Source organism: Paracoccus ferrooxidans (genome assembly GCF_029909815.1).
Classification (GTDB): domain Bacteria; phylum Pseudomonadota; class Alphaproteobacteria; order Rhodobacterales; family Rhodobacteraceae; genus Paracoccus; species Paracoccus versutus.
Genome location: NZ_CP038198.1, coordinates 1,894,635 through 1,912,153, shown reverse-complemented (window position 1 = coordinate 1,912,153; position 17,519 = coordinate 1,894,635). Strand labels below are relative to the sequence as shown.

General features: G+C 71.3%; 17 protein-coding genes. 9 read left to right on the top strand and 8 right to left on the bottom strand.

Translation table 11 applies throughout. The features are described from left to right. Nucleotides 1-14: 14 nt before the first annotated feature. From plsY to E3U26_RS09575, 3 genes are read right to left on the bottom strand one after another with little or no spacing between them, the layout of a single operon-like run. A complete protein-coding gene (gene plsY, locus E3U26_RS09585; protein ID WP_036760315.1) occupies nucleotides 15-599 on the bottom strand; it encodes a glycerol-3-phosphate 1-O-acyltransferase PlsY in 585 nt (194 codons plus the stop codon). After that, complete coding sequence (gene pyrC, locus E3U26_RS09580; RefSeq protein ID WP_499104762.1) at nucleotides 596-1,867, bottom strand: amidohydrolase family protein; 1,272 nt, start codon at nucleotides 1,865-1,867, stop codon at nucleotides 596-598. Before pyrC ends, plsY begins: the two co-directional genes overlap by 4 nt. After that, a complete protein-coding gene (locus E3U26_RS09575; protein WP_116223289.1) occupies nucleotides 1,864-2,823 on the bottom strand; it encodes an aspartate carbamoyltransferase catalytic subunit in 960 nt (319 codons plus the stop codon). The genes pyrC and E3U26_RS09575 overlap by 4 nt, the downstream gene beginning before the upstream one ends. Before the next feature lie 102 nt (nucleotides 2,824-2,925). Between E3U26_RS09575 and cobA the strand changes: the two genes are divergently transcribed. The 6 genes from cobA to E3U26_RS09545 all read left to right on the top strand — a co-directional run bounded on the left by cobA (nucleotide 2,926) and on the right by E3U26_RS09545 (nucleotide 7,272). Further along, complete coding sequence (gene cobA / locus E3U26_RS09570) at nucleotides 2,926-3,660, top strand: uroporphyrinogen-III C-methyltransferase (protein ID WP_072461159.1); 735 nt, start codon at nucleotides 2,926-2,928, stop codon at nucleotides 3,658-3,660. Nucleotides 3,661-3,740: 80 nt separating this feature from the next. Further along, complete coding sequence (locus tag E3U26_RS09565; protein WP_036760312.1) at nucleotides 3,741-4,256, top strand: DUF2478 domain-containing protein; 516 nt, start codon at nucleotides 3,741-3,743, stop codon at nucleotides 4,254-4,256. Beyond that, a complete protein-coding gene (locus E3U26_RS09560; protein WP_072461131.1) occupies nucleotides 4,253-4,501 on the top strand; it encodes a sulfurtransferase TusA family protein in 249 nt (82 codons plus the stop codon). Before E3U26_RS09565 ends, E3U26_RS09560 begins: the two co-directional genes overlap by 4 nt. Then, nucleotides 4,501-5,433 (top strand): AEC family transporter, encoded by a 933-nt coding sequence (locus tag E3U26_RS09555; protein ID WP_114535906.1) that lies wholly within the window; start codon nucleotides 4,501-4,503, stop codon nucleotides 5,431-5,433. The genes E3U26_RS09560 and E3U26_RS09555 overlap by 1 nt, the downstream gene beginning before the upstream one ends. 3 nt (nucleotides 5,434-5,436) lie before the next feature. After that, entirely contained in the window at nucleotides 5,437-6,234 is a 798-nt protein-coding gene (locus tag E3U26_RS09550; RefSeq protein WP_072461133.1) for a crotonase/enoyl-CoA hydratase family protein, read from the top strand. A gap of 99 nt (nucleotides 6,235-6,333) precedes the next feature. Beyond that, on the top strand, nucleotides 6,334-7,272 hold the full coding sequence (locus E3U26_RS09545; protein ID WP_276242716.1) for a DMT family transporter: 939 nt from the start codon (nucleotides 6,334-6,336) through the stop codon (nucleotides 7,270-7,272). Between the two features lie 11 nt (nucleotides 7,273-7,283). Here E3U26_RS09545 and E3U26_RS09540 read toward each other — a convergent pair whose 3' ends face one another. Further along, a complete protein-coding gene (locus E3U26_RS09540) occupies nucleotides 7,284-8,651 on the bottom strand; it encodes an SLC13 family permease (protein WP_036760308.1) in 1,368 nt (455 codons plus the stop codon). A 67-nt stretch (nucleotides 8,652-8,718) separates the two neighbouring features. Here E3U26_RS09540 and E3U26_RS09535 point away from each other — a divergent pair, with 67 nt between their 5' ends. Further along, the gene (locus E3U26_RS09535) at nucleotides 8,719-9,558 is read left to right on the top strand and encodes an AraC family transcriptional regulator (protein ID WP_214273363.1); all 840 of its coding nucleotides are present in this window, start codon (nucleotides 8,719-8,721) and stop codon (nucleotides 9,556-9,558) included. A 24-nt stretch (nucleotides 9,559-9,582) separates the two neighbouring features. Here the strand turns inward: E3U26_RS09535 and E3U26_RS09530 are convergent, their stop codons facing one another. Together E3U26_RS09530 and E3U26_RS09525 are read right to left on the bottom strand one after the other, a co-directional pair. Beyond that, nucleotides 9,583-9,915: a DUF2794 domain-containing protein gene (locus E3U26_RS09530; protein ID WP_036760319.1), complete on the bottom strand. Its 333-nt coding sequence runs from the start codon at nucleotides 9,913-9,915 to the stop codon at nucleotides 9,583-9,585. 253 nt (nucleotides 9,916-10,168) lie between these two features. After that, nucleotides 10,169-10,717 (bottom strand): cytochrome b, encoded by a 549-nt coding sequence (locus E3U26_RS09525; RefSeq protein WP_240540283.1) that lies wholly within the window; start codon nucleotides 10,715-10,717, stop codon nucleotides 10,169-10,171. Nucleotides 10,718-10,890: 173 nt separating this feature from the next. Here E3U26_RS09525 and E3U26_RS09520 point away from each other — a divergent pair, with 173 nt between their 5' ends. Continuing rightward, nucleotides 10,891-14,748, top strand: coding sequence for a non-ribosomal peptide synthetase (locus E3U26_RS09520; protein WP_276242711.1), 3,858 nt, complete (start codon nucleotides 10,891-10,893; stop codon nucleotides 14,746-14,748). On the opposite strand, the gene E3U26_RS09515 is transcribed toward E3U26_RS09520, so the two are convergent. Both E3U26_RS09515 and E3U26_RS09510 read right to left on the bottom strand, forming a co-directional pair. After that, complete coding sequence (locus E3U26_RS09515; protein ID WP_243784784.1) at nucleotides 14,634-15,023, bottom strand: hypothetical protein; 390 nt, start codon at nucleotides 15,021-15,023, stop codon at nucleotides 14,634-14,636. The two genes, E3U26_RS09520 and E3U26_RS09515, sit on opposite strands and share 115 nt — an antisense overlap. Before the next feature lie 54 nt (nucleotides 15,024-15,077). Next, nucleotides 15,078-15,911: an alpha/beta hydrolase gene (locus tag E3U26_RS09510; protein WP_243784783.1), complete on the bottom strand. Its 834-nt coding sequence runs from the start codon at nucleotides 15,909-15,911 to the stop codon at nucleotides 15,078-15,080. 151 nt (nucleotides 15,912-16,062) lie between these two features. Between E3U26_RS09510 and E3U26_RS09505 the strand changes: the two genes are divergently transcribed. After that, nucleotides 16,063-17,469, top strand: a complete 1,407-nt coding sequence (locus E3U26_RS09505) for a Vgb family protein (protein ID WP_243784782.1) — start codon at nucleotides 16,063-16,065, stop codon at nucleotides 17,467-17,469. Nucleotides 17,470-17,519: the final 50 nt, after the last annotated feature.

The following is a 17,519-nucleotide window of genomic DNA, read 5'->3' as shown; positions in this document are numbered from 1 at the left end:
CACACGGAAGAAATTCAGGGTTTCCGGCCGATCCTGGGCTCGGTTCCGGCAAGGATGCGGGCGATGTTGGCATGGTGGCGGATGAAGATCAGCACCGCCATGAAAGCCGTCACCGCCGCCATGCGCGTCCCGTCCAGCCCCAGGGCAACGAAGGGCGTCAGCGCCGCCGCGACCAGCGCCGAGAGCGACGAGATCCGGCCGGCCAGCGCCGTCAGCAGCCAGATGCCGCAGGCCGCGAGGCCCAGCCGCCAGTCCAGCGCCAGCAGCGTGCCGAGGAAGGTGGCGACGCCCTTGCCGCCGCGAAAGCCCAGCCAGACCGGGAACAGATGGCCCAGGAAGGCCGCAGCACCCGCGACCAGCGCCGCGTCGGGACCGGCCAGCCAGCGCGCCAGCAGCACGGCGATCGCGCCCTTGCCGCTGTCCAGGAGCAGCGTGGCCAGCGCCGCCGGCTTGTTGCCGGTGCGCAGCACATTGGTCGCGCCGATATTGCCCGAGCCGATCCGGCGCAGGTCGCCCAGCCCCAGCGCGCGGGTGATGACGATGCCGAAGGGCACCGAGCCCAGCAGGTAGCCGATGACGGCCCAGAGGATCAGGCTCATGCGTCCTCTCCGAAGACGCGGCGGCCGGCGACCCAGGTGCCCAGCACCCTGCCCTCCATCCGCGCCCCGTCGAAGGGGGTGTTCTTCGACTTGGACAGCAGCGTGAAGCGGTCCAGAACGAAGGGCGCGTCCGGGTCGAACAGCACCAGGTCGGCCGGCGCGCCCGCCGCGAGCCGCCCGCCCGGCAGGCCCAGCCGCCGCGCCGGATTGAGCGACATCGCCCGCCACAGCTGCGGCAGGCTCAGCCCGCCCTGGTGGTAGAGCCGCATCGCCGCCGGCAGCAGCGTCTGCAGCCCCACCGCGCCGGGCGCCGCCTCGGCAAAGGGCAGGCGCTTGCTTTCCTCGTCCTGCGGCGTGTGGAAGCTGGCGATTACGTCGATCAGCCCCTCGGCCACCGCCTCGACCATGGCCAGCCGGTCGTCCTCGGCACGCAGGGGCGGGGTGAAGCGAAAGAAGGTGCGGTAGCCGCCCACGTCGTATTCGTTGAGCGTCAGGTGGTGGATCGAGATGCCGGCACTGACGTCCAGCCCGCCTTCGCGCGCGCGCCGCAGCGCCGGCAGGCTGGCCGCGACGGTGATCTGGTCGGCGTGATAGCGGGCGCCGGTCATCGCCACCAGCGCCAGGTCGCGGTCCAGCCCCATCACCTCGGCCATGGGCGAGACCGCGGGCAGGCCGTAGAGCGAGGCGAACTTGCCGCCGGTCGCCGCGGCGCCTTTCGACAGGCCCGGATCCTGCGGATGGCCGACGATCAGCGCGCCGAGGCCGCGGGCATAGGTCATGCAGCGCGACAGGAGCCGGGTGTCCGCGACCACCCGCACCCCGTCGGTGAAGGCGACGGCGCCCGCATCCTGCAGAAAGCCCATCTCGACCATCTCGCGCCCCTCGCGGGCGCGGGTCAGCGCCGCCATGTGGCGGATGTTCACTGGCGCGTCGGCGGCGCGGCGGGTGGCGAATTCCAGCGATTCCGGCGCGTCGATCGGCGGCAGCGTGTCGGGGCGGGCGATCACCGTGGTCACGCCGCCCGCCGCCGCCGCCCGGCCGGCGCTGCGGAAGCTTTCCTTGTGCCGCTCGCCCGGCTCGCCGATCTTGACGCCCCAGTCGATCAAGCCGGGGGCAAGGCACCTGCCGCCGCAGTCGATCAGCTCGGCGCCCTGCGGGGCATCGGCGCCCAGAGCCTCGATCCGGCCGTCGCGAACGGTCAGCGAGCCCTCGCCGACCGATTGCGCCTCGGGGTCGACCAGGCGGGCATTGTGGAAGTGCAGGATCATGCCATCATCTCCGCCGCCTTGGCGCCGCGCTCGGCGCGCAGGTTGCGCGCCAGAAGGTCCATCGCCGCCATGCGCACCGCGACGCCCATCTCGACCTGGTCCTGGATCACCGAGCGGTTGATGTCGTCGGCGATGGTGCCGTCGATCTCGACCCCGCGGTTCATCGGGCCGGGATGCATGACGATGGCATCGGGCGCCGCCAAGGCCAGCTTTTCGGCATCCAGGCCCCAGCGGTGGTAATATTCCCGTTCCGAAGGGATGAAGCCGCCGTCCATCCGCTCTTTTTGCAGGCGCAGCATCATCACCACATCGGCGCCCTTCAGCCCCTCGCGCATGTCCTCGTGGACCTCGCAGCCCCAGTCCCGCGCGCCCGAGGGCATCAGCGTCTCCGGGCCGACCAGCCGCAGCCGGTTCTCCATCTTGCCCAGCAGGATCAGGTTCGAGCGCGCCACCCGGCTATGGGCGATGTCGCCGCAGATCGCCACGGTCAGCCGGTGCAGCCGGCCCTTGGCGCGGCGGATGGTCAGCGCGTCCAGCAGCGCCTGGGTCGGATGCTCGTGCCGCCCGTCGCCGGCGTTCAGCACCGCGCAATTCACCTTCTGCGCCAGCAGGTCCACCGCGCCCGATTGCGGATGGCGCACCACCAGCAGGTCGGGATGCATGGCGTTCAGCGTCAGCGCGGTGTCGATCAGCGTCTCGCCCTTCTTCACGCTGGACAAGGCCACCGCCATGTTCATCACGTCGGCGCCCAGCCGCTTGCCGGCCAGCTCGAAGCTGGATTGCGTGCGGGTCGAGGCCTCGAAGAACATGTTGATCTGCGTCATCCCCGCCAGCGCATCGGAATGCTTCACCGTGCGGCGGTTCAGGTCGACATAGGTCTCGGCAAGGTCGAGAAGCGTGGTGATCTCGGGGGGGGCGAGCGGCTCGATCCCCAGAAGGTGGCGGGCACGGAACATGGCTTGGTCCCCAAGGTCGCGGTCGCGCCTTCTATGGCAAATGGCGGGCCGGGCGGCAAGCAGCCCCTTGCCTTGGCGCGGATTTTGCCGCATCGCGAAAACATGCGTGAACAGATCGGCCTTGTCAGCTTCGTCTCCTCGGGTCCGGGCGACCCCGAACTCCTGACCCTGCGCGCCGCGCGGCTGCTGGCCCAGGCGGACGTGGTGCTTTACGACGACCTCGCCTCGGGGCCGGTGCTGGAGCAGGCCGGCCCGCAGGCCGAGCGCATCCCGGTCGGCAAGCGCGCCGGCCGCCCCTCGGCCAAGCAGGAACATGTCAACGCCCTGCTGGTCGAACATGCGCAGGCGGGCAAGCATGTGGTGCGGCTGAAATCCGGCGATTCGGGCATCTTCGGCCGGCTGGAAGAGGAGCTGGCGGCGCTGCGCAGCCACGGCATCCCGTTCCAGATCGTGCCGGGCGTGCCCTCGGCCATGGCCGCGGCCGCCGTGGCCGGCCTGCCGCTGACCCGCCGCCAGACCGCGCGCCGGCTGCAATTCGTCACCGGCGCCGACGTGACCGGCGGCCTGCCCGAGAACCAGAACTGGGCCGCCCTGGCCGATCCGCGCGCCACCACCGTCGTCTTCATGGGCCAGCGCACCTTCCCGAAGATGGCGGCGCTGCTGGTCGAAAACGGCCTGCCCGCGGACACCCCGGCCCTGCTGGCCGAGGCGGTGGGCCATCCGCACCAGCGCCTGGTTCGCACGACCGTGGCGGCCCTTGCCGAGCAACTGGCAACCGAAGGCCCCAGCCCGCATCCGGCGCTGATCCTCTACGGCCCCTTGGCCGAGGGGAACTAAGGCCCTTCTCCGTTGCCCAAATACCCAATATTGCACCCGCGCCGCCAAGAGCTATTCTGGCCGCTGAAAGAGGGGCCGCCATGCTGGGTTTCGTCACCATCCAGGACCAGACGCCGGGCGCCGGCGACCGGCTGCTGACCGCCACGGCCGAACGGCTGGCCGCGGCCGGGATGCGGCTGGCCGGCGCGGTGCAGATCAATACCGAAATCAGCCCCGGCTGCGATTGCGACATGGACCTGCGCATCCTGGGCGACGACGGCCCGCTGGTGCGCATCACCCAGTCGCTGGGCATGGGCTCGCAGGCCTGCCGGCTGGATAGCGGGGCGCTGGCCCAGGCCGTCGCCCGCACCGAATCGGTGCTGGACCGCGGGGCCGAGCTGATGATCGTCAACAAGTTCGGCAAGCAGGAATGCTTCGGCCGCGGCTTTCGCGACACCATCGCCCGCGCCTTGGCCGCGGGCATCCCGGTGCTGGTGCATGTGCCCGACGAACAGCTGCCGGGCTTTCGCGACTTCGCCGGCGACCTGGCCGAAGAGTTGCGGCCGGACCAGATCGACGACTGGTGCCGCGCCCGGCTGGCGGATTCCGCCGCATGACCGTGCAGATCGACGCGCGCGGCCTTCTGTGCCCGCTGCCGGTGCTGCGGCTGCGCAAGCGGCTGATGGCGCTGCCCAGGGGCACGCGGGTCACGCTGCTGGCCACCGATCCCGCCGCGGTGATCGACGTGCCGCATTTCTGCGCCGAATCCGGCCACCGGCTGATCGCCCGGCGTGAACTCGCCCCCGGCGAGACCGAATATATCGTCGAGCGCGGCCCCGCCTGCGCCATCGCCGCGGACTGATGCTGGCGATCTTCCTGAAGACCCTGCCGTTCTTTCTGGTCATCGGCACGGGCTGGCTGGCCGGGCGCACCCGCTTCTTCCCGGCCGAGGCCACCGGCTGGCTGACGAAATTCGTCTTCTACTTCGCGCTGTCGGCCATGCTGTTCCGCTTTGCCGCGACGCTGGACGTGGCGAGCCTCTTCGACCCGGCCTTCGTGCTGGCCTATCTTTGCGGCTCGGCCGCGCTTTGGGCGCTGGGGTTTGCCGTGGCGCGCTGGCGGCGCCAGCCGCTCGTCGCCGCGGCGATGGAGGCGCATACGGCGATGACCGGCAACACCGGCTTTCTGGGCGTGCCGATGCTGGTCGTGCTGCTGGGCGAGCGCGCCATCGGCCCGGTGCTGATGGTGCTGACCATCGACATGGTGGTGTTCTCGACGCTGATCACCCTGATCGTCACGGCGGCAAGGCAGGGGCGGGTGCGGCTTTCGACGCTGTGGCCCTTGCTGCGCGGCATCGTCTCGAACCCGATGATCGTCTCGATGCTGGCGGGGCTGGCCTGGGCCGGGCTGCACCTGCCGATGCCGGGGCCGCTGGACGAGTTCCTGGCGCTCTTGGGCGCCTCGGCCACGCCGGGGGCGCTTTTCGCCATCGGCGCCAGCCTGGCCGGCCGCGGTGCGGCCGAGCGCATGGGCCCGGCGGCCTGGCTCAGCTTCGCCAAGCTGGTGCTGCATCCCCTGGCGGTGGGCATCGCCGCGCTGGCGGTCTTCGGGGTCGAGCCCTATGCGGCGGGGGTGATGATCGCCGCCGCGGCGCTGCCGGTGGCGGGCAACGTCTATATCCTCGCGCAATATTTCGGCACCGCGGTCCAGCGCGTCTCGGCCGCCATCCTGATCTCGACCGCGGCCAGCATCGCCACGGTTCCCGTCGTCATTCACTGGATCACGAAAGGCTAGACCATGCAGGATCTGCGGCTGAACAACCTGCTTTGCGCCATGGACGGGGACGGCATCGCCACCGTCACCCTGAACCGCGCCGCCAAGCGCAACGCGCTGAACGCCGAGACCATCGAGGAACTGGTCGCGGTGTTTTCCGCCCTGCCCGCCTGGGGCGCCCGCGCGGTGGTGCTGCGCGCCGAGGGGCCGCATTTCTGCGCCGGGCTGGACCTGGTCGAACATGGGCGCGAAGACCGCAGCCCCGCCGAGTTCATGCGCATCTGCCTGCGCTGGCACGAGGCCTTCAACAAGATCGAATATGGCGGCGTGCCGGTCATCGCCGCGCTCAGGGGCGCGGTGGTCGGCGGCGGGCTGGAGCTGGCCTCCTCGGTCCATATCCGGGTGATGGACGAGACCACCTATTTCGGCCTGCCCGAGGGGCAGCGCGGGTTGTTCACCGGCGGCGGCGCCACCATCCGCGTGCCGCGGCTGATCGGGCAGGCGCGCATGGTGGACATGATGCTGACTGGCCGGCTCTATTCCGGGGACGAGGCGGTGCAGGTCGGGCTGGCGCAATACCGCGTGGCAGACAGCGAGGCCATGGCCTACGACCTCGCCCGCCGGGTGGCGCAGAACACGCCCTTGTCGAATTTCGCCGCCTGCTCGGCCATCTCGCACATGCAGAACATGTCGGGGCTGGACGCCGCCTATGCCGAGGCCATGGTCGCCGGCATCGTCAACACCCAGGACGCGGCGCGCGGCCGGCTGGACAGCTTTGCCCAGGGCACGGCGCAAAAGATCAAGCCGGGCGAGGAAGGCTGATCCCGCGGGGTTTCGGCCGCAAGAAACGGATCGCGGCCGGGCGGTGACGGCGCCATGGCTTTCCGAAACCGGCCGAAGGGGCCGGAAGGAAGGAAACCCATGCCCGCACCGCCCGCCGCCAACCGCCCGATGACGCCCGTGGAATGGGGCCTGCTGCTGGCCCTGGCCGCGGTCTGGGGCGGGTCGTTCTTTTTCAACGCCGTCGCAGTGCGGGAATTGCCGGTGCTGACCGTGGTCGCCGCACGGGTGGCGCTGGCCGCGCTGATCCTGCTGGCCGTCCTGCGCCTGCGGGGCGAGCGGATGCCGCGCGGCCGCGCAGCCTGGACGGCCTTCCTGGGCATGGGGCTGCTGAACAACGCCATTCCGTTTTTGCTGATCGTCTGGGGGCAGCAGCACGTCGCCTCGGGCGTGGCCTCGATCCTGAACGCCGCGACGCCGCTTTTCACCGTGATCCTCGCCCATGTCCTGACCCGCGACGAACGCATGAGCGGCGGCAAGCTGGCCGGGGTGCTGGTCGGCTTTGCCGGCGTGGCGGCGCTGATCGGCGCCGATGCCCTGCACGCCTTCGGCACGCAGGTCGCGGCGCAGCTTGCCTGCCTGGCCGGGGCGCTGTCCTATGCCCTGGCCGGCATCCATGGGCGCAGGTTCCGCGCGATGGGCATTGCCCCGATGACCGCCGCCGCCGGGCAGGTGATCGCGTCCAGCCTGGTCCTGCTGCCGCTGGCGGCGGCCGTCGACCGGCCATGGACGCTGGCGGCGCCCAGCCCGGCGGCCGCCCTGGCGCTGCTGGGCGTGGCGGCGATTTCGACGGCCCTGGCCTATGTGCTGTATTTCCGCATCCTCGCCACGGCGGGGGCGACCAACCTGCTGCTGGTGACGTTCCTGATCCCGGTCAGCGCCATCCTGCTGGGCACGCTGTTTCTGGGCGAAGCCCTGCAAGCGCGCCATTTCGCCGGCATGGCGCTGATCGGCCTGGGGCTGGCGGCGATCGACGGGCGGCCGTGGCGGGCCGCTGCCCGGCGCAGGCGGGCCGGCTGAACCCGCCCCGATTACAGCCAGCCCAGCAGGCGCCACCACAGCCAGTCCAGCGGCATCAGCACCAGGAAGGTCAGCACCGCCAGCGGCACGGTGATACGCAGCACATGGCCCAGCTTCTCGCCCGAAAGCTGCATGGCCAGCACCAGCGGCCCGACCTGATAGGGAAAGATCACCGTGGCAAAGCCGACCACCTGGGTCATCAGCACCGCCTTGAGCGACAGCCCCGTCGCGGCGGCCAGGTCCGGTGCCATGGGCGTCAGCACGGTGGGCACGCCGGGATTGGTCGTGACCAGCCCCATCAGCCCCGACATCGAGGTCAGCGACAGGAAGTTGACGAAGCTCGCGCCCTGGTGCAGCGGCAGCCAGTCCTGCAAGACCCCGCCCAGCACGCTGCCCAGCCCCGAGGCATTGACCACCGCCCCCAAGGCCAGCGCCCCGGCGACGAACAGCACCATGCCGAAATCGACCGAGGCGTTGAACTGCTTGGGCGGCACCGCGCCCAGCCCCGGCATCAAGAGCAGCGCCGCCGTGGCGATCCCGATCCAGGCCGGGCCGACGCCGTGCAGCCGGTCCGTCATCCACAGGGCCAGCGTGGCGGCCAGGATCAGCGCCACCCTCCGCTCCTGCGGCGAAAGCGGGGCCCGCGGGGTGGCCTCGGCGCTGCCGGCCTCGATCCGGTCGGGGAACAGCGCGACGATCAGCGCCACGGTCAGCGCCGATTTCGCGATCCCCAGCACCGGGTAATGCAGCAGCAGATAGGACATGTAGCCGAAGGTGACGCCGTGCTGCCCCTCGGCCGCGCCGGCCAGGATCATGTTGGGAATGTTCGAGGGCAGGATGGCAAAGCTGGGCATGTTGCAGGCCAGGGTCAGCGCCACCGCCAGGCCGATGCGCCCGTTCGAGCCCTTGTGCAGCCCCAGCCGTTCCGCCAGCGCCATGCCGACCGGCACCAGCACCACCGCCCGCCCGACCGACGAGGGCATGACGAAACCCAGCGCCATCGCCGCCAGCGTCATCACCGCCACCAGCCGCAGGTAGCTGCCGCCCGCCAGCGGCGCCAGCACCCCGGCGATCCGCCCGCCCAGCCCCGAGCCGGTGATCGCCGCCCCGATCACGAATCCCGACACGATCAGCCAGACCGCGGCCGAGCCGAAGCCGGCAAAGACCAGCTCGGGCGGCGCAAGGCCGGGGATCAGCACCGCGGCAAAGAAGATCAGCGAGGTCAGGAAGGGCGGCACCAGCCCGGTGCTCCACAAGGCCAGCGTGACCAGCACCACGGCGGCATTGCGGCCCAGCGGCTGCGGCACCGGCCCGACGGCCAGCAGGACGGCCAGGACCAGGCTGGCAAGAAAGACAAGGGGACGGGTGGAAAGCTTCATGGCGGCGCCTGAACAGGGGAACGGCGCAGCCTAGACAGAAGCGGGCCCCCTGCGTAAGTTCGCCATCATGACAAAAGATGTCGATGATCCGCCAATCCTGCGCTTCGACCCCAGCGGCACCGCCTTTGTCCTCGATCCCGCGCGCCCGGTGCTGGCGCATGGGCGCGACCTTGCGGCGGGCGCGCATGTCGCCCCCCATGCCCATCCGCGCGGCCAGCTTTTGTGGGCGGCCGAGGGGCTGTTGCGGCTTGGCGCCGAGGACGGGGTCTGGCTGGTGCCGCCCGGCTTCGGCATCTGGATCCCCGGCGGCACCCGGCATGAGATGCGCGTGGTCTCGCGTCCCGGCACCGGGGCGCGGACGCGCAACCTTTACGTCGATCCCTCCTGCCCGGTGCGGCCCGAGGGGCGGGGCTGTGAAGTGCTGCCGATCTCGGCCCTGCTGCGCGAGGTGATCCTGCGCATGGCGGCCGAAGGGGACGCCGGTCGCCTGGCCCGGCTGGGCGCGGTGGCGCTGGACGAGATCGCGGCGGCGGCGCCCGCGCCGCTCGACCTGCCGGGCGGGCAGGATCCGCGGCTACGGCGGCTGACGGCGCATCTGGGGCGCCATCCCTCGGACCCGCGGCCGCTGCCGCTGCTGGCGGCCGAGGCCGGGGCCAGCCCCCGCACCCTGGAACGACTGTTCCGGGCCGAGACGGGCCTGTCCTTTCGCGACTGGCGCAGCCGGGTGCGGCTGCTGGCTGCCGTAGGCCGGCTGGAGCGCGGCGAAAGCAGCACCACCATCGCCCATTCGCTGGGCTATCGCAGCGCCAGCGCCTTCGTCGCGGCCTTTCGCAGCCATTTCGGCGTCCCGCCGCAAAGCTACCTGCGCAACCGCGCTAGCCGCCCGCCGGAGGGCGCGCAGGCCTGACTGCCCGCCCAGCGGCCGCGCCGGTCAGTCCACCGGGCGGATCAGCTTTCGTTCCAGCACGCGCAGCACGGTGGGCAGGTCATGCCCGCGCTTGAGGATGCGCCCGTCCATGCCGATCACCGCATATTGTCCCTGCGCCTGGCGCAGCCGGGGGCGCTTTTCGATGCGATAGAGCGGATGCTCGGCCGCGCGGCGAAAGATCGAAAAGACCGCCATGTCGCGCAGGAAGGACATGGCATAGTCGCGCCATTCGCCCGCCGCGACCATCCGGCCGTAAAGGGACAGGATGACGCCCAGTTCGGCCCGGTCGAAGGCCACGCGATCATGCTCGGACGGGAAACCGAAGGGCGCATTCATCATGAAGGAATGGTGACACCGCCCCGGCGCGCAAGCAACGAAAAAGGGCGGCCCCGCGCCGCCCCTTGCCGATCTGCCCGCGATTGTGGCCTAACAGGCTGCTGAAAAAGTCCTTTCGACAGGACAGCGCGGGCGGGGAACCGGGAAATCCGCCTCAACTTTGCCGAAAACACCCCATTTTCGGGCCGATATCAGCTGGCTCCGGAACGATTTCCGCTGCGTCGCCCTCTCAAAGTCCTTTTTCCGCAGCCTGCTAAAGGCCCGCCCGCCGGCGCCCGGCCATGCGCGCCAGCGTGCCGTCGCGCCACATGCCCTCATGCACGCCGACCATGACGACATGGCCAGCGATCAGCGCCAGAAGCAGCCAGGCCATCTCGCCATGCAGCGCCTCGCCCAGGCCGACCATCCAGCCGACCGGCGGCTGCTGGGCCGGGAAGATCTGGAAGCCGAAGGGGGCAAAGGCCCGCTCGCCGCCATAGGCGCGCAGCAGGGCCGCGACCGGCACCAGGACCATGACCAGATACAGCGCCAGATGGCCCAGCCGCGCCGCCAGCCCCCAAAGGCCGGGGCCGTGATCCGGCCGGCGGCCGCGGTTCGCCACGGCCCAGACCACCCGCAGGACGATCAGCAGGAACAGCACCGTGCCCACCGGCTGGTGCGAGCCGACGAAAAAGGACACCAGCGGCGTGCGGCCCAAAGCCGCCCGCAGCCCCATGCCCAGGAACTGCCACAGCATCAGCGCGGCAATGCTCCAATGCAGCAGGCGCGTCACCTGGCCATAGAGCTGCTCGGTATCGCGCAAGGGCAAGGATCTGGGGGGCATGGTTCCGGGTGCAAAGTTGACTAAATTCCTTAGTGACATTATGGCCATGACCGCAGACGGGCAAGGCCCGCAATCCGGTGCCTGGGGTAACATGGTTGTCAGCTCTTCCTTTTTCTTGCGAATTTCCCCGTTCCGGCCGCGGCGCGCCTGACATGGATACGCATCACGACATCCCGACCGAGACCAGCTGCCCCTTGACCGAGGCGCAGGAGGGGCTGTGGTATGTCCAGGCGCTGGACCCCGGCAACCCGATCCTGAACACCGGGCAATATCTGGAACTGACCGGCCCGCTGGACCGCGACGCGCTGGCCCAGGCCGTGCAGCGCACCATCGCCGAGACCCCGGCCCTGGCGCTGCGCTTCGGCGCCGGGCCCCAGGGGCCGCGGCAATGGGTCGGCCTGCCGCCGATGCTGGGCTTTGCCGATCTCTCGGCCCAGCCCGACGCCGAGGCGCAGGCCCTGGCGCAGATGCGCGCCGACAGCCGGCGCCCGCTGGACCTGGGCCGCGCGCCGGCCGGGGCGCTGACGCTGTTCGTCCTGGGCCCCGAGCGGCATCTGCTTTACGAACGCATCCACCACCTGGCCATCGACGGCTATGGCATGGTGCTGGTGACGAACCGCATTGCCGCGCATTACGCCGCGCTGGTGGCCGGGGCGCCGGCGCCCGAGCCCTTTGGCCCGCTGTCGCTGGCGACCGAAGAGGACGCGGCCTGGCGCGCCTCGCCCCGCCGGCTGGCCGACCGCGACTGGTGGCACGCGGAACTGGCCGGCCTGCCCGAGGTCGCGGGGCTGGCGCCGGGCCGCGCGGTCAGCGGGGCCGAATTCCTGCGCGATTCCCGCCTGCTGCCGCAGGCGCTGCTGGACCGGCTGGCGGGCTATGCCGCCCGGCACCGGCTGGGCTGGCCCGATGTGCTGAATGCGCTGACCGGCGCCTACCTGGCGCGCTGGACCGGGGGCGAGGCGGTGATCGGCCTGCCCTTCATGGCGCGGATGGGCCGCAAGATCGCGCAGGTGCCCTGCATGGCGATGAACGTGCTGCCGCACCGGCTGCGGCTGGACGAGGACGCACCCCTGCCCGAATGGCTGGCCGCGCAGTCGAAACGCATGGCGCAGGGCCGCCGCCGCGGCCTTTACCGCAGCGAGCTTCTGCGCCGCGAGCTGGGACTGGTCGGCGGCACCAGGCGGCTCTATGGCCCGCTGGTGAACGTGCAGCCCTTTGACAAGGCACCGGAATTTCCGGGGCTGCAAACCCGGCTGCATATCCTGGGGGCGGGCGCGGTCGACGACCTGACGCTGACCTTCCGCGGCGATCCGGCCTCGGGCATGATCTTCGAGGTGGACGCGAACCCCGCGCTTTATGCGCCCGATGAGGTGCGCGGCCATGGCGACCGGCTGGTCGCCTTCCTGGAGGCGGCGCTTGCGGCCGAAACCCTGGCCGAGGTGCCGACCGCCAGCCCGGCCGAGATCGCCGCGGCGAAGGCGCGCGCCCAGGCCACCCGCCATCCCCTGCCCGACACCACCCTGACGGCGCTGATCGAGGCGCAGCTTGCCGCCACGCCCAAGGCCCCGGCCGTCAGCTTTGGCGCCGAGAGCCTGAGCTTTGCCGATCTCGACCGCCGCAGCGCCGCCCTGGCCGCGCGGCTGCAAGACCTTGGCGCCGGCCCCGACCGCATCGTCGCCGTGGCGCTGGAGCGATCACTGGAACTGCCCGTGGCGCTGCTGGCGATCCTGCGCGCCGGCGCGGCCTATCTGCCCCTGGACCCCGCCCATCCGCCCGAACGCATCGCCCGCATCCTGGCGCAGGCCCGGCCGGTGGCGGTGCTGGCCACGGCGGATCTGGCCGGGCTGTTCCCCCTGGGCGCCGACCTGCTGCTGCCAGCCGACTGGCCGGCCGAGGGTCGCCCCGCGGAGGGGCCGCAGCCGGGCGACCTGGCCTATGTCATCTTCACCTCGGGCTCGACCGGCGAGCCCAAGGGCGTCGCCGTCGAACATCGCGCCATCGTCAACCGCCTGATGTGGATGCAGGCGCATTACGGCATCGCGGCCCAGGACCGCATCCTGCAAAAGACCCCGGCGACCTTCGACGTCTCGGTCTGGGAATTCTTCCTGCCGATGATGGCCGGGGCGGAACTGGTCATGGCGCCGCCCGGCGCGCATCGCGACCCCGCCGCCATCGCCCGCCTGATCCGCGAACGCGCCATCACCACCTGTCATTTCGTGCCGTCGATGCTGTCCGCCTTCCTGGCCTCGCCCGCCTCGCAGGGGCTGGCGATGCGCCGGGTGTTCTGCTCGGGCGAAGAGCTGACGGCGGACCAGCGCGACCGCTTCCACGCCCGGATCACGGCCGAGCTGCACAACCTCTATGGCCCGACCGAGGCGGCGGTGGACGTGAGCTACTGGCCCGCCGGACCCGAGGATCGCGCGAACCCGATCCCGATCGGCTGGCCGGTCTGGAACACGGCGCTGGAGGTGCTGGACGAGCGCATGCGCCCGGTGCCGCCGGGCCTGGCCGGGCATCTTTACCTGGGCGGCGTGCAGCTGGCGCGCGGCTATCTGGGCCGGCCCGACCTGACCGCGGAACGGTTCATCGACGCGCCCCAGGGGCGGCTTTACGCCACCGGCGACCTGGCCCGGCTGCGGCCGGACGGGGCGGTGGTCTATCTCGGCCGCTCGGACCACCAGGTCAAGATCCGCGGGCTGCGGGTCGAGCTGGGCGAGATCGAGGCGGCGATCATGGCATCTGGCCTGGCCCGCGAATGCGTGGTCATCGCGCGCGAGGATCATGCCGGCGAGAAGCGCCTCGTCGCCTATCTGGTGCCGACGGCGGATTGGCGGCCGGGCCTTTTGGCCGAGCGGCTGGCGGCCGGGCTGCCCGCCTACATGATCCCCTCGGCCGAGGTGGCGCTCAAGGCGCTGCCGGTCACGTCGAATGGCAAGCTCGACCGCAAGGCGCTGCCCGCGCCGGAATTCGCCGCCTCGGGCCGCGCGGCGGAAACCGCGACCGAACAGCTGCTGGCCCGGCTTTTCGCCGAGGTCCTGCACCTGCCCGAACCCGCCCCGGCCGAGGCGGATTTCTTTGCGCTCGGGGGCGATTCGCTTTCCGCGGTGCGGCTGGCGCAGGCGCTGGAGGCCGAGACCGGCCGCGACCCCGGCCTGGGCACGATCTTCGAGCATCCGGTCCTGGCGGTGCTGGCCGCCGCGCTGGACGCGCAGGCGCCGCATGACGACGGGCTGGGCCCCTTGATCCTGCTGGCCGAGGGCGATGCGCAGGCCGCGCCGCTGTTCCTGATCCATCCGGCCGGCGGCCTTGCCTGGGGCTATCGCGGGCTGGCGCGGCGCATCGCGCCGGCGCGGCGGGTCTGGGGGCTGCAACATCCGGGCCTGGACCCGGCGGTGGCGATGCCGGAAAGCCTGGCCGAACTGGCGCGGGATTATGCGCAGCGCATCGCCGCACTGGCGCCGCGGGGCAAGGTCCATCTGGCCGGCTGGTCGGTCGGCGGCATCCTGGCGCAGGAAATCGCCGTGATCCTGTCCGCAATGGGCCGCGAGCCCGGCCTGGTCGCCATGCTGGACAGCTATCCCTGCGACGCCTGGCGCAACGAGCCCGAGCCGGACCCCGTCGCCGCCCTGCGCGCGCTGCTGGCCATCGCCGGCTACGACCCCGAGGCGCATCGCGAGCTGGACACGCGCGAGGCGGTGGTGGCCTTCCTGCGCCGGGGCGACAGCGCGCTGGGGGCGCTGCCCGCGCAGGTGCTGGACGGGGTGGTGCGCACGGTGACGGGCACCAACCGGCTGATCCGCGGCCATCATCATCGCCGCCTTGCCGGCACGATCACGCATTTCCGCGCCGCCCGCGACCACAAGGACCGGGCGCTGACGCCCCGGATGTGGGAACCCTATGCCGAGGGGCTGGAGGTGATCGACCTGCCCTTCCTGCATGCCGAGATGACCTCGGCCGAGGCCACGGCCCTGATCGCGCCCGGTCTGGTCAAAAGGCTGGGCGGGGGCTGACCGGCCGGCGCCGTCCCGGTCGCGCCCTTGGGCGGCGCGCGGGCCGGCGGCGGCTGCGGACCGGCCAGGGCCAGCGCGATGAGGCCGCAGACCAGCCCACCGATCAGCCCGCCCAGGCCCAGCAGGATGTCAGCCGCATCCGGTCCCGGCACTGCCATGGCCGGGGGCGGGGACGGGGGCGGGAAAAGACCCGGCACCCCCGGCTGCACCTGCGCGACGCCCAGCCCGCACAGCACCAGGCCCAGCAGAACAAGCGCATATCTGGCGAAAACCATCCCGATCTCCGTTCTTGCCTGCCGCCACAGCAGCACAAGAGGATTGAGATCCGGTTAATCCGCGCAGGCAAAAGGCAGGACCAGCGGGAACGACCCCGCCAGCGTCTGGATATGGATCAGCCCCGGCAGGACATGCAGCTGCGCCCGGTGGCCGGGATGGCGGGCCAGGTCGGCGACGAATTGCATCGTGGCAGGCGCCGGCCCGTCCGGCGGCGGGCCGGCGCTGCCCGAGCGCTTCTCGCGATCCCCCAGCGCCACCAGCAGCGGCAGGGATGCGGGCGCGGCTTCCCGGGCCACGCGACGAATCAGCGCCTCGTCCCACCAGATCGAGGGGCTGATCGCGGCATGGCGGGCAAAGCCCTGCGGCCGCGCCAGCAGCGCGTAAAGCGTGAAGAGCCCGCCGAAACTGTGGCCCCAAAGCGTGCGGCGGGCGGGATCGACGGGCAGGCCGGCCTCGGCCGCCGCACGCAGCGGCCCGGTCAGCCGGTCGTGAAAGATCGCGGCGCCGCCGGCCGTGCGGCCTTCGTGGACATGGTCGGGGCGCAGGCCGTCGCCCGGCCCGTCGGGCGCGGTGAAGTCCAGCGTCCGCAGCTCGCGCGCGAATTGGCGGTCGGTGTCATAGCCGATGCCGACGATCATCAGTCCGGGGGCCAGCGCCAGATGCTCGGGCGCCAGGAAATCGAAGGCGGCGTTGCCGTCCAGCATGTAAAGCACCGGCCAGCCCCCGGCCGGCGCCGGCGCCCTGGGCACCGCCAGGAACAGCCGGTAGCCGGGGCCGACCGCCACCACCTTCTGCGACAGCGCATGCGTCGGCGCCCCGGTCTGAAAGATGCGCAGTTCGGCCTGCTTCCTGGCGTGATCCGGCCCGACCTGTCCAAGCTGCGACATGATGCGACAATTCCCCCCGTTCACAAAGCCCTGCATCCTTGCCGGCGTTAGTTGACAAGGACGGTCAGGAATATAGGTTGCCCGCTGACCGAAGCCAGCCCTGATCGGGGTCAGCCAAAGCGAGTCCTGTTCTGTTTTCAAGGAGTTTCTCATGGCATATCCATCGCGCCCCGCCCTTCGCGCCCTGCTGGGGGCCTCGGCGCTTGCGCTTTCGGTGATCGCGGGCCCCGTTCTGGCCGAAACCGTCTTTACCAAGCCACTGGTCGATTTCGCCGGCCGCGTCAGCGCCGGCGGCGTCGATCGCGCCCCGGTGTTCAAGGGCGGCAAGGCGGTGATCGAGGGCCAGAACCTGATCCCCGGCCAGACCGTGACGCTGATGCGCGGCACCAAGGCGCTGAACGCCGAGCCGATCACCGTCGATGCCGAGGGCGGGTTCAGCTTTGCGCTCGACATCGACGCCGAGGCCGAGACGGGCCTGCAGCCCATCGTCGTCATCACCGAGAACCCGGCCTCGGCCGAAGTGGTCGAGCTGAAGATCTCGCCCGAGGTGCCGGTCGCGGGGGCCGAGAAATTCGCCGTCGCCAGCGAGCCGGTGGTGCGCGGGCTCTACCAGGTGAAGTTCAGCGAGGCCGCGAATGCCGCCTTCGTGACCAGCGCCGTCGGCCGCCCGCCGGTCAAGGAAGCCAAGCTGGTCAAGATCAACCCCGAGACGCTGAAGATCGAGGCCGAGGCCACCCCCGGCGCCGCGCCCGCCCGTCCCGACGGCAGCGACGGCGGCCTGTTCGCGGTCTATGGCGTCGATGTGGACGAGGCGAACGGCAATGTCTGGGTGACGAATACCCGCCAGGACACGGCCGCGGTCTACAAGCAGTCCGACCTGTCGCTGGTCAAGCAGTTCGAGCCGGGCGCCGTCCCCCATGCCCGCGACGTGGTGGTGGACGAGGCCAACGGCCGCGCCTATGCCAGCGCCACCGGCACGCCCGAGATCAAGGTCTTCGACACCAAGACCCTGGAGCCCTTGGAGCCGATCACCATCAAGTCGCAGATCCGGGGCGAGGAATTCTCGACCATGGCGCTGGACATCGACGAGCCGGGCGGCAAGCTGGTGACGGTCAGCCTGTCCACCCCCGAGGCGGCGGTGGTCGACCTGGCCTCGGGCGAGGTCAAGGTGATCGCGCTGCCGGGCGCCAAGGCGGCCTCGGGCGTGGCCTACGACCCGCAGGAGGGGCTGATCTTCGTCGCCTCGCAGGCCACCGACAACCTGCTGATCGTCAAGGCCGAGACCGGCGAAGTCCTGCATGACGTCGCCGTGGGCGCCGGCCCGCTGAACGTCGCCTTCGAGCCGGTGGGCCGCCTGGCCTATGTCGCCAACCGCGGCGCCGGCACCATCACCGTGGTCAGCCCCGAGGGCGAGATCGTGGCGAACCTGGACGCCGGCAGCCTGCCCAACCAGCTGCGCGCCGACGGCAAGGGCAATGTCTGGGCGGTCAACAAGTCGCGCGGCGAAAACGACGAGGCGGGCGACCGCATCTGGCGCATCACCCCCGCCACGGAGTAAGAGGGGCGCTGACCCTGCCGGGGCGCCCGCATGCGCGCCCCGGCGCATGA

Excerpts from the sequence above, each read along its gene's own strand:
- plsY (WP_036760315.1), bottom strand. The coding sequence starts at position 599 with ATGAGCCTGATCCTCTGGGCCGTCATCGGCTACCTGCTGGGCTCGGTG.
- pyrC (WP_499104762.1), bottom strand. The coding sequence starts at position 1,867 with ATGATCCTGCACTTCCACAATGCCCGCCTGGTCGACCCCGAGGCGCAA.
- E3U26_RS09575 (WP_116223289.1), bottom strand. The coding sequence starts at position 2,823 with ATGTTCCGTGCCCGCCACCTTCTGGGGATCGAGCCGCTCGCCCCCCCC.
- cobA (WP_072461159.1), top strand. The coding sequence starts at position 2,926 with ATGCGTGAACAGATCGGCCTTGTCAGCTTCGTCTCCTCGGGTCCGGGC.
- E3U26_RS09565 (WP_036760312.1), top strand. The coding sequence starts at position 3,741 with ATGCTGGGTTTCGTCACCATCCAGGACCAGACGCCGGGCGCCGGCGAC.
- E3U26_RS09560 (WP_072461131.1), top strand. The coding sequence starts at position 4,253 with ATGACCGTGCAGATCGACGCGCGCGGCCTTCTGTGCCCGCTGCCGGTG.
- E3U26_RS09555 (WP_114535906.1), top strand. The coding sequence starts at position 4,501 with ATGCTGGCGATCTTCCTGAAGACCCTGCCGTTCTTTCTGGTCATCGGC.
- E3U26_RS09550 (WP_072461133.1), top strand. The coding sequence starts at position 5,437 with ATGCAGGATCTGCGGCTGAACAACCTGCTTTGCGCCATGGACGGGGAC.
- E3U26_RS09545 (WP_276242716.1), top strand. The coding sequence starts at position 6,334 with ATGCCCGCACCGCCCGCCGCCAACCGCCCGATGACGCCCGTGGAATGG.
- E3U26_RS09540 (WP_036760308.1), bottom strand. The coding sequence starts at position 8,651 with ATGAAGCTTTCCACCCGTCCCCTTGTCTTTCTTGCCAGCCTGGTCCTG.
- E3U26_RS09535 (WP_214273363.1), top strand. The coding sequence starts at position 8,719 with ATGACAAAAGATGTCGATGATCCGCCAATCCTGCGCTTCGACCCCAGC.
- E3U26_RS09530 (WP_036760319.1), bottom strand. The coding sequence starts at position 9,915 with ATGAATGCGCCCTTCGGTTTCCCGTCCGAGCATGATCGCGTGGCCTTC.
- E3U26_RS09520 (WP_276242711.1), top strand. The coding sequence starts at position 10,891 with ATGGATACGCATCACGACATCCCGACCGAGACCAGCTGCCCCTTGACC.
- E3U26_RS09515 (WP_243784784.1), bottom strand. The coding sequence starts at position 15,023 with ATGGTTTTCGCCAGATATGCGCTTGTTCTGCTGGGCCTGGTGCTGTGC.
- E3U26_RS09510 (WP_243784783.1), bottom strand. The coding sequence starts at position 15,911 with ATGTCGCAGCTTGGACAGGTCGGGCCGGATCACGCCAGGAAGCAGGCC.
- E3U26_RS09505 (WP_243784782.1), top strand. The coding sequence starts at position 16,063 with ATGGCATATCCATCGCGCCCCGCCCTTCGCGCCCTGCTGGGGGCCTCG.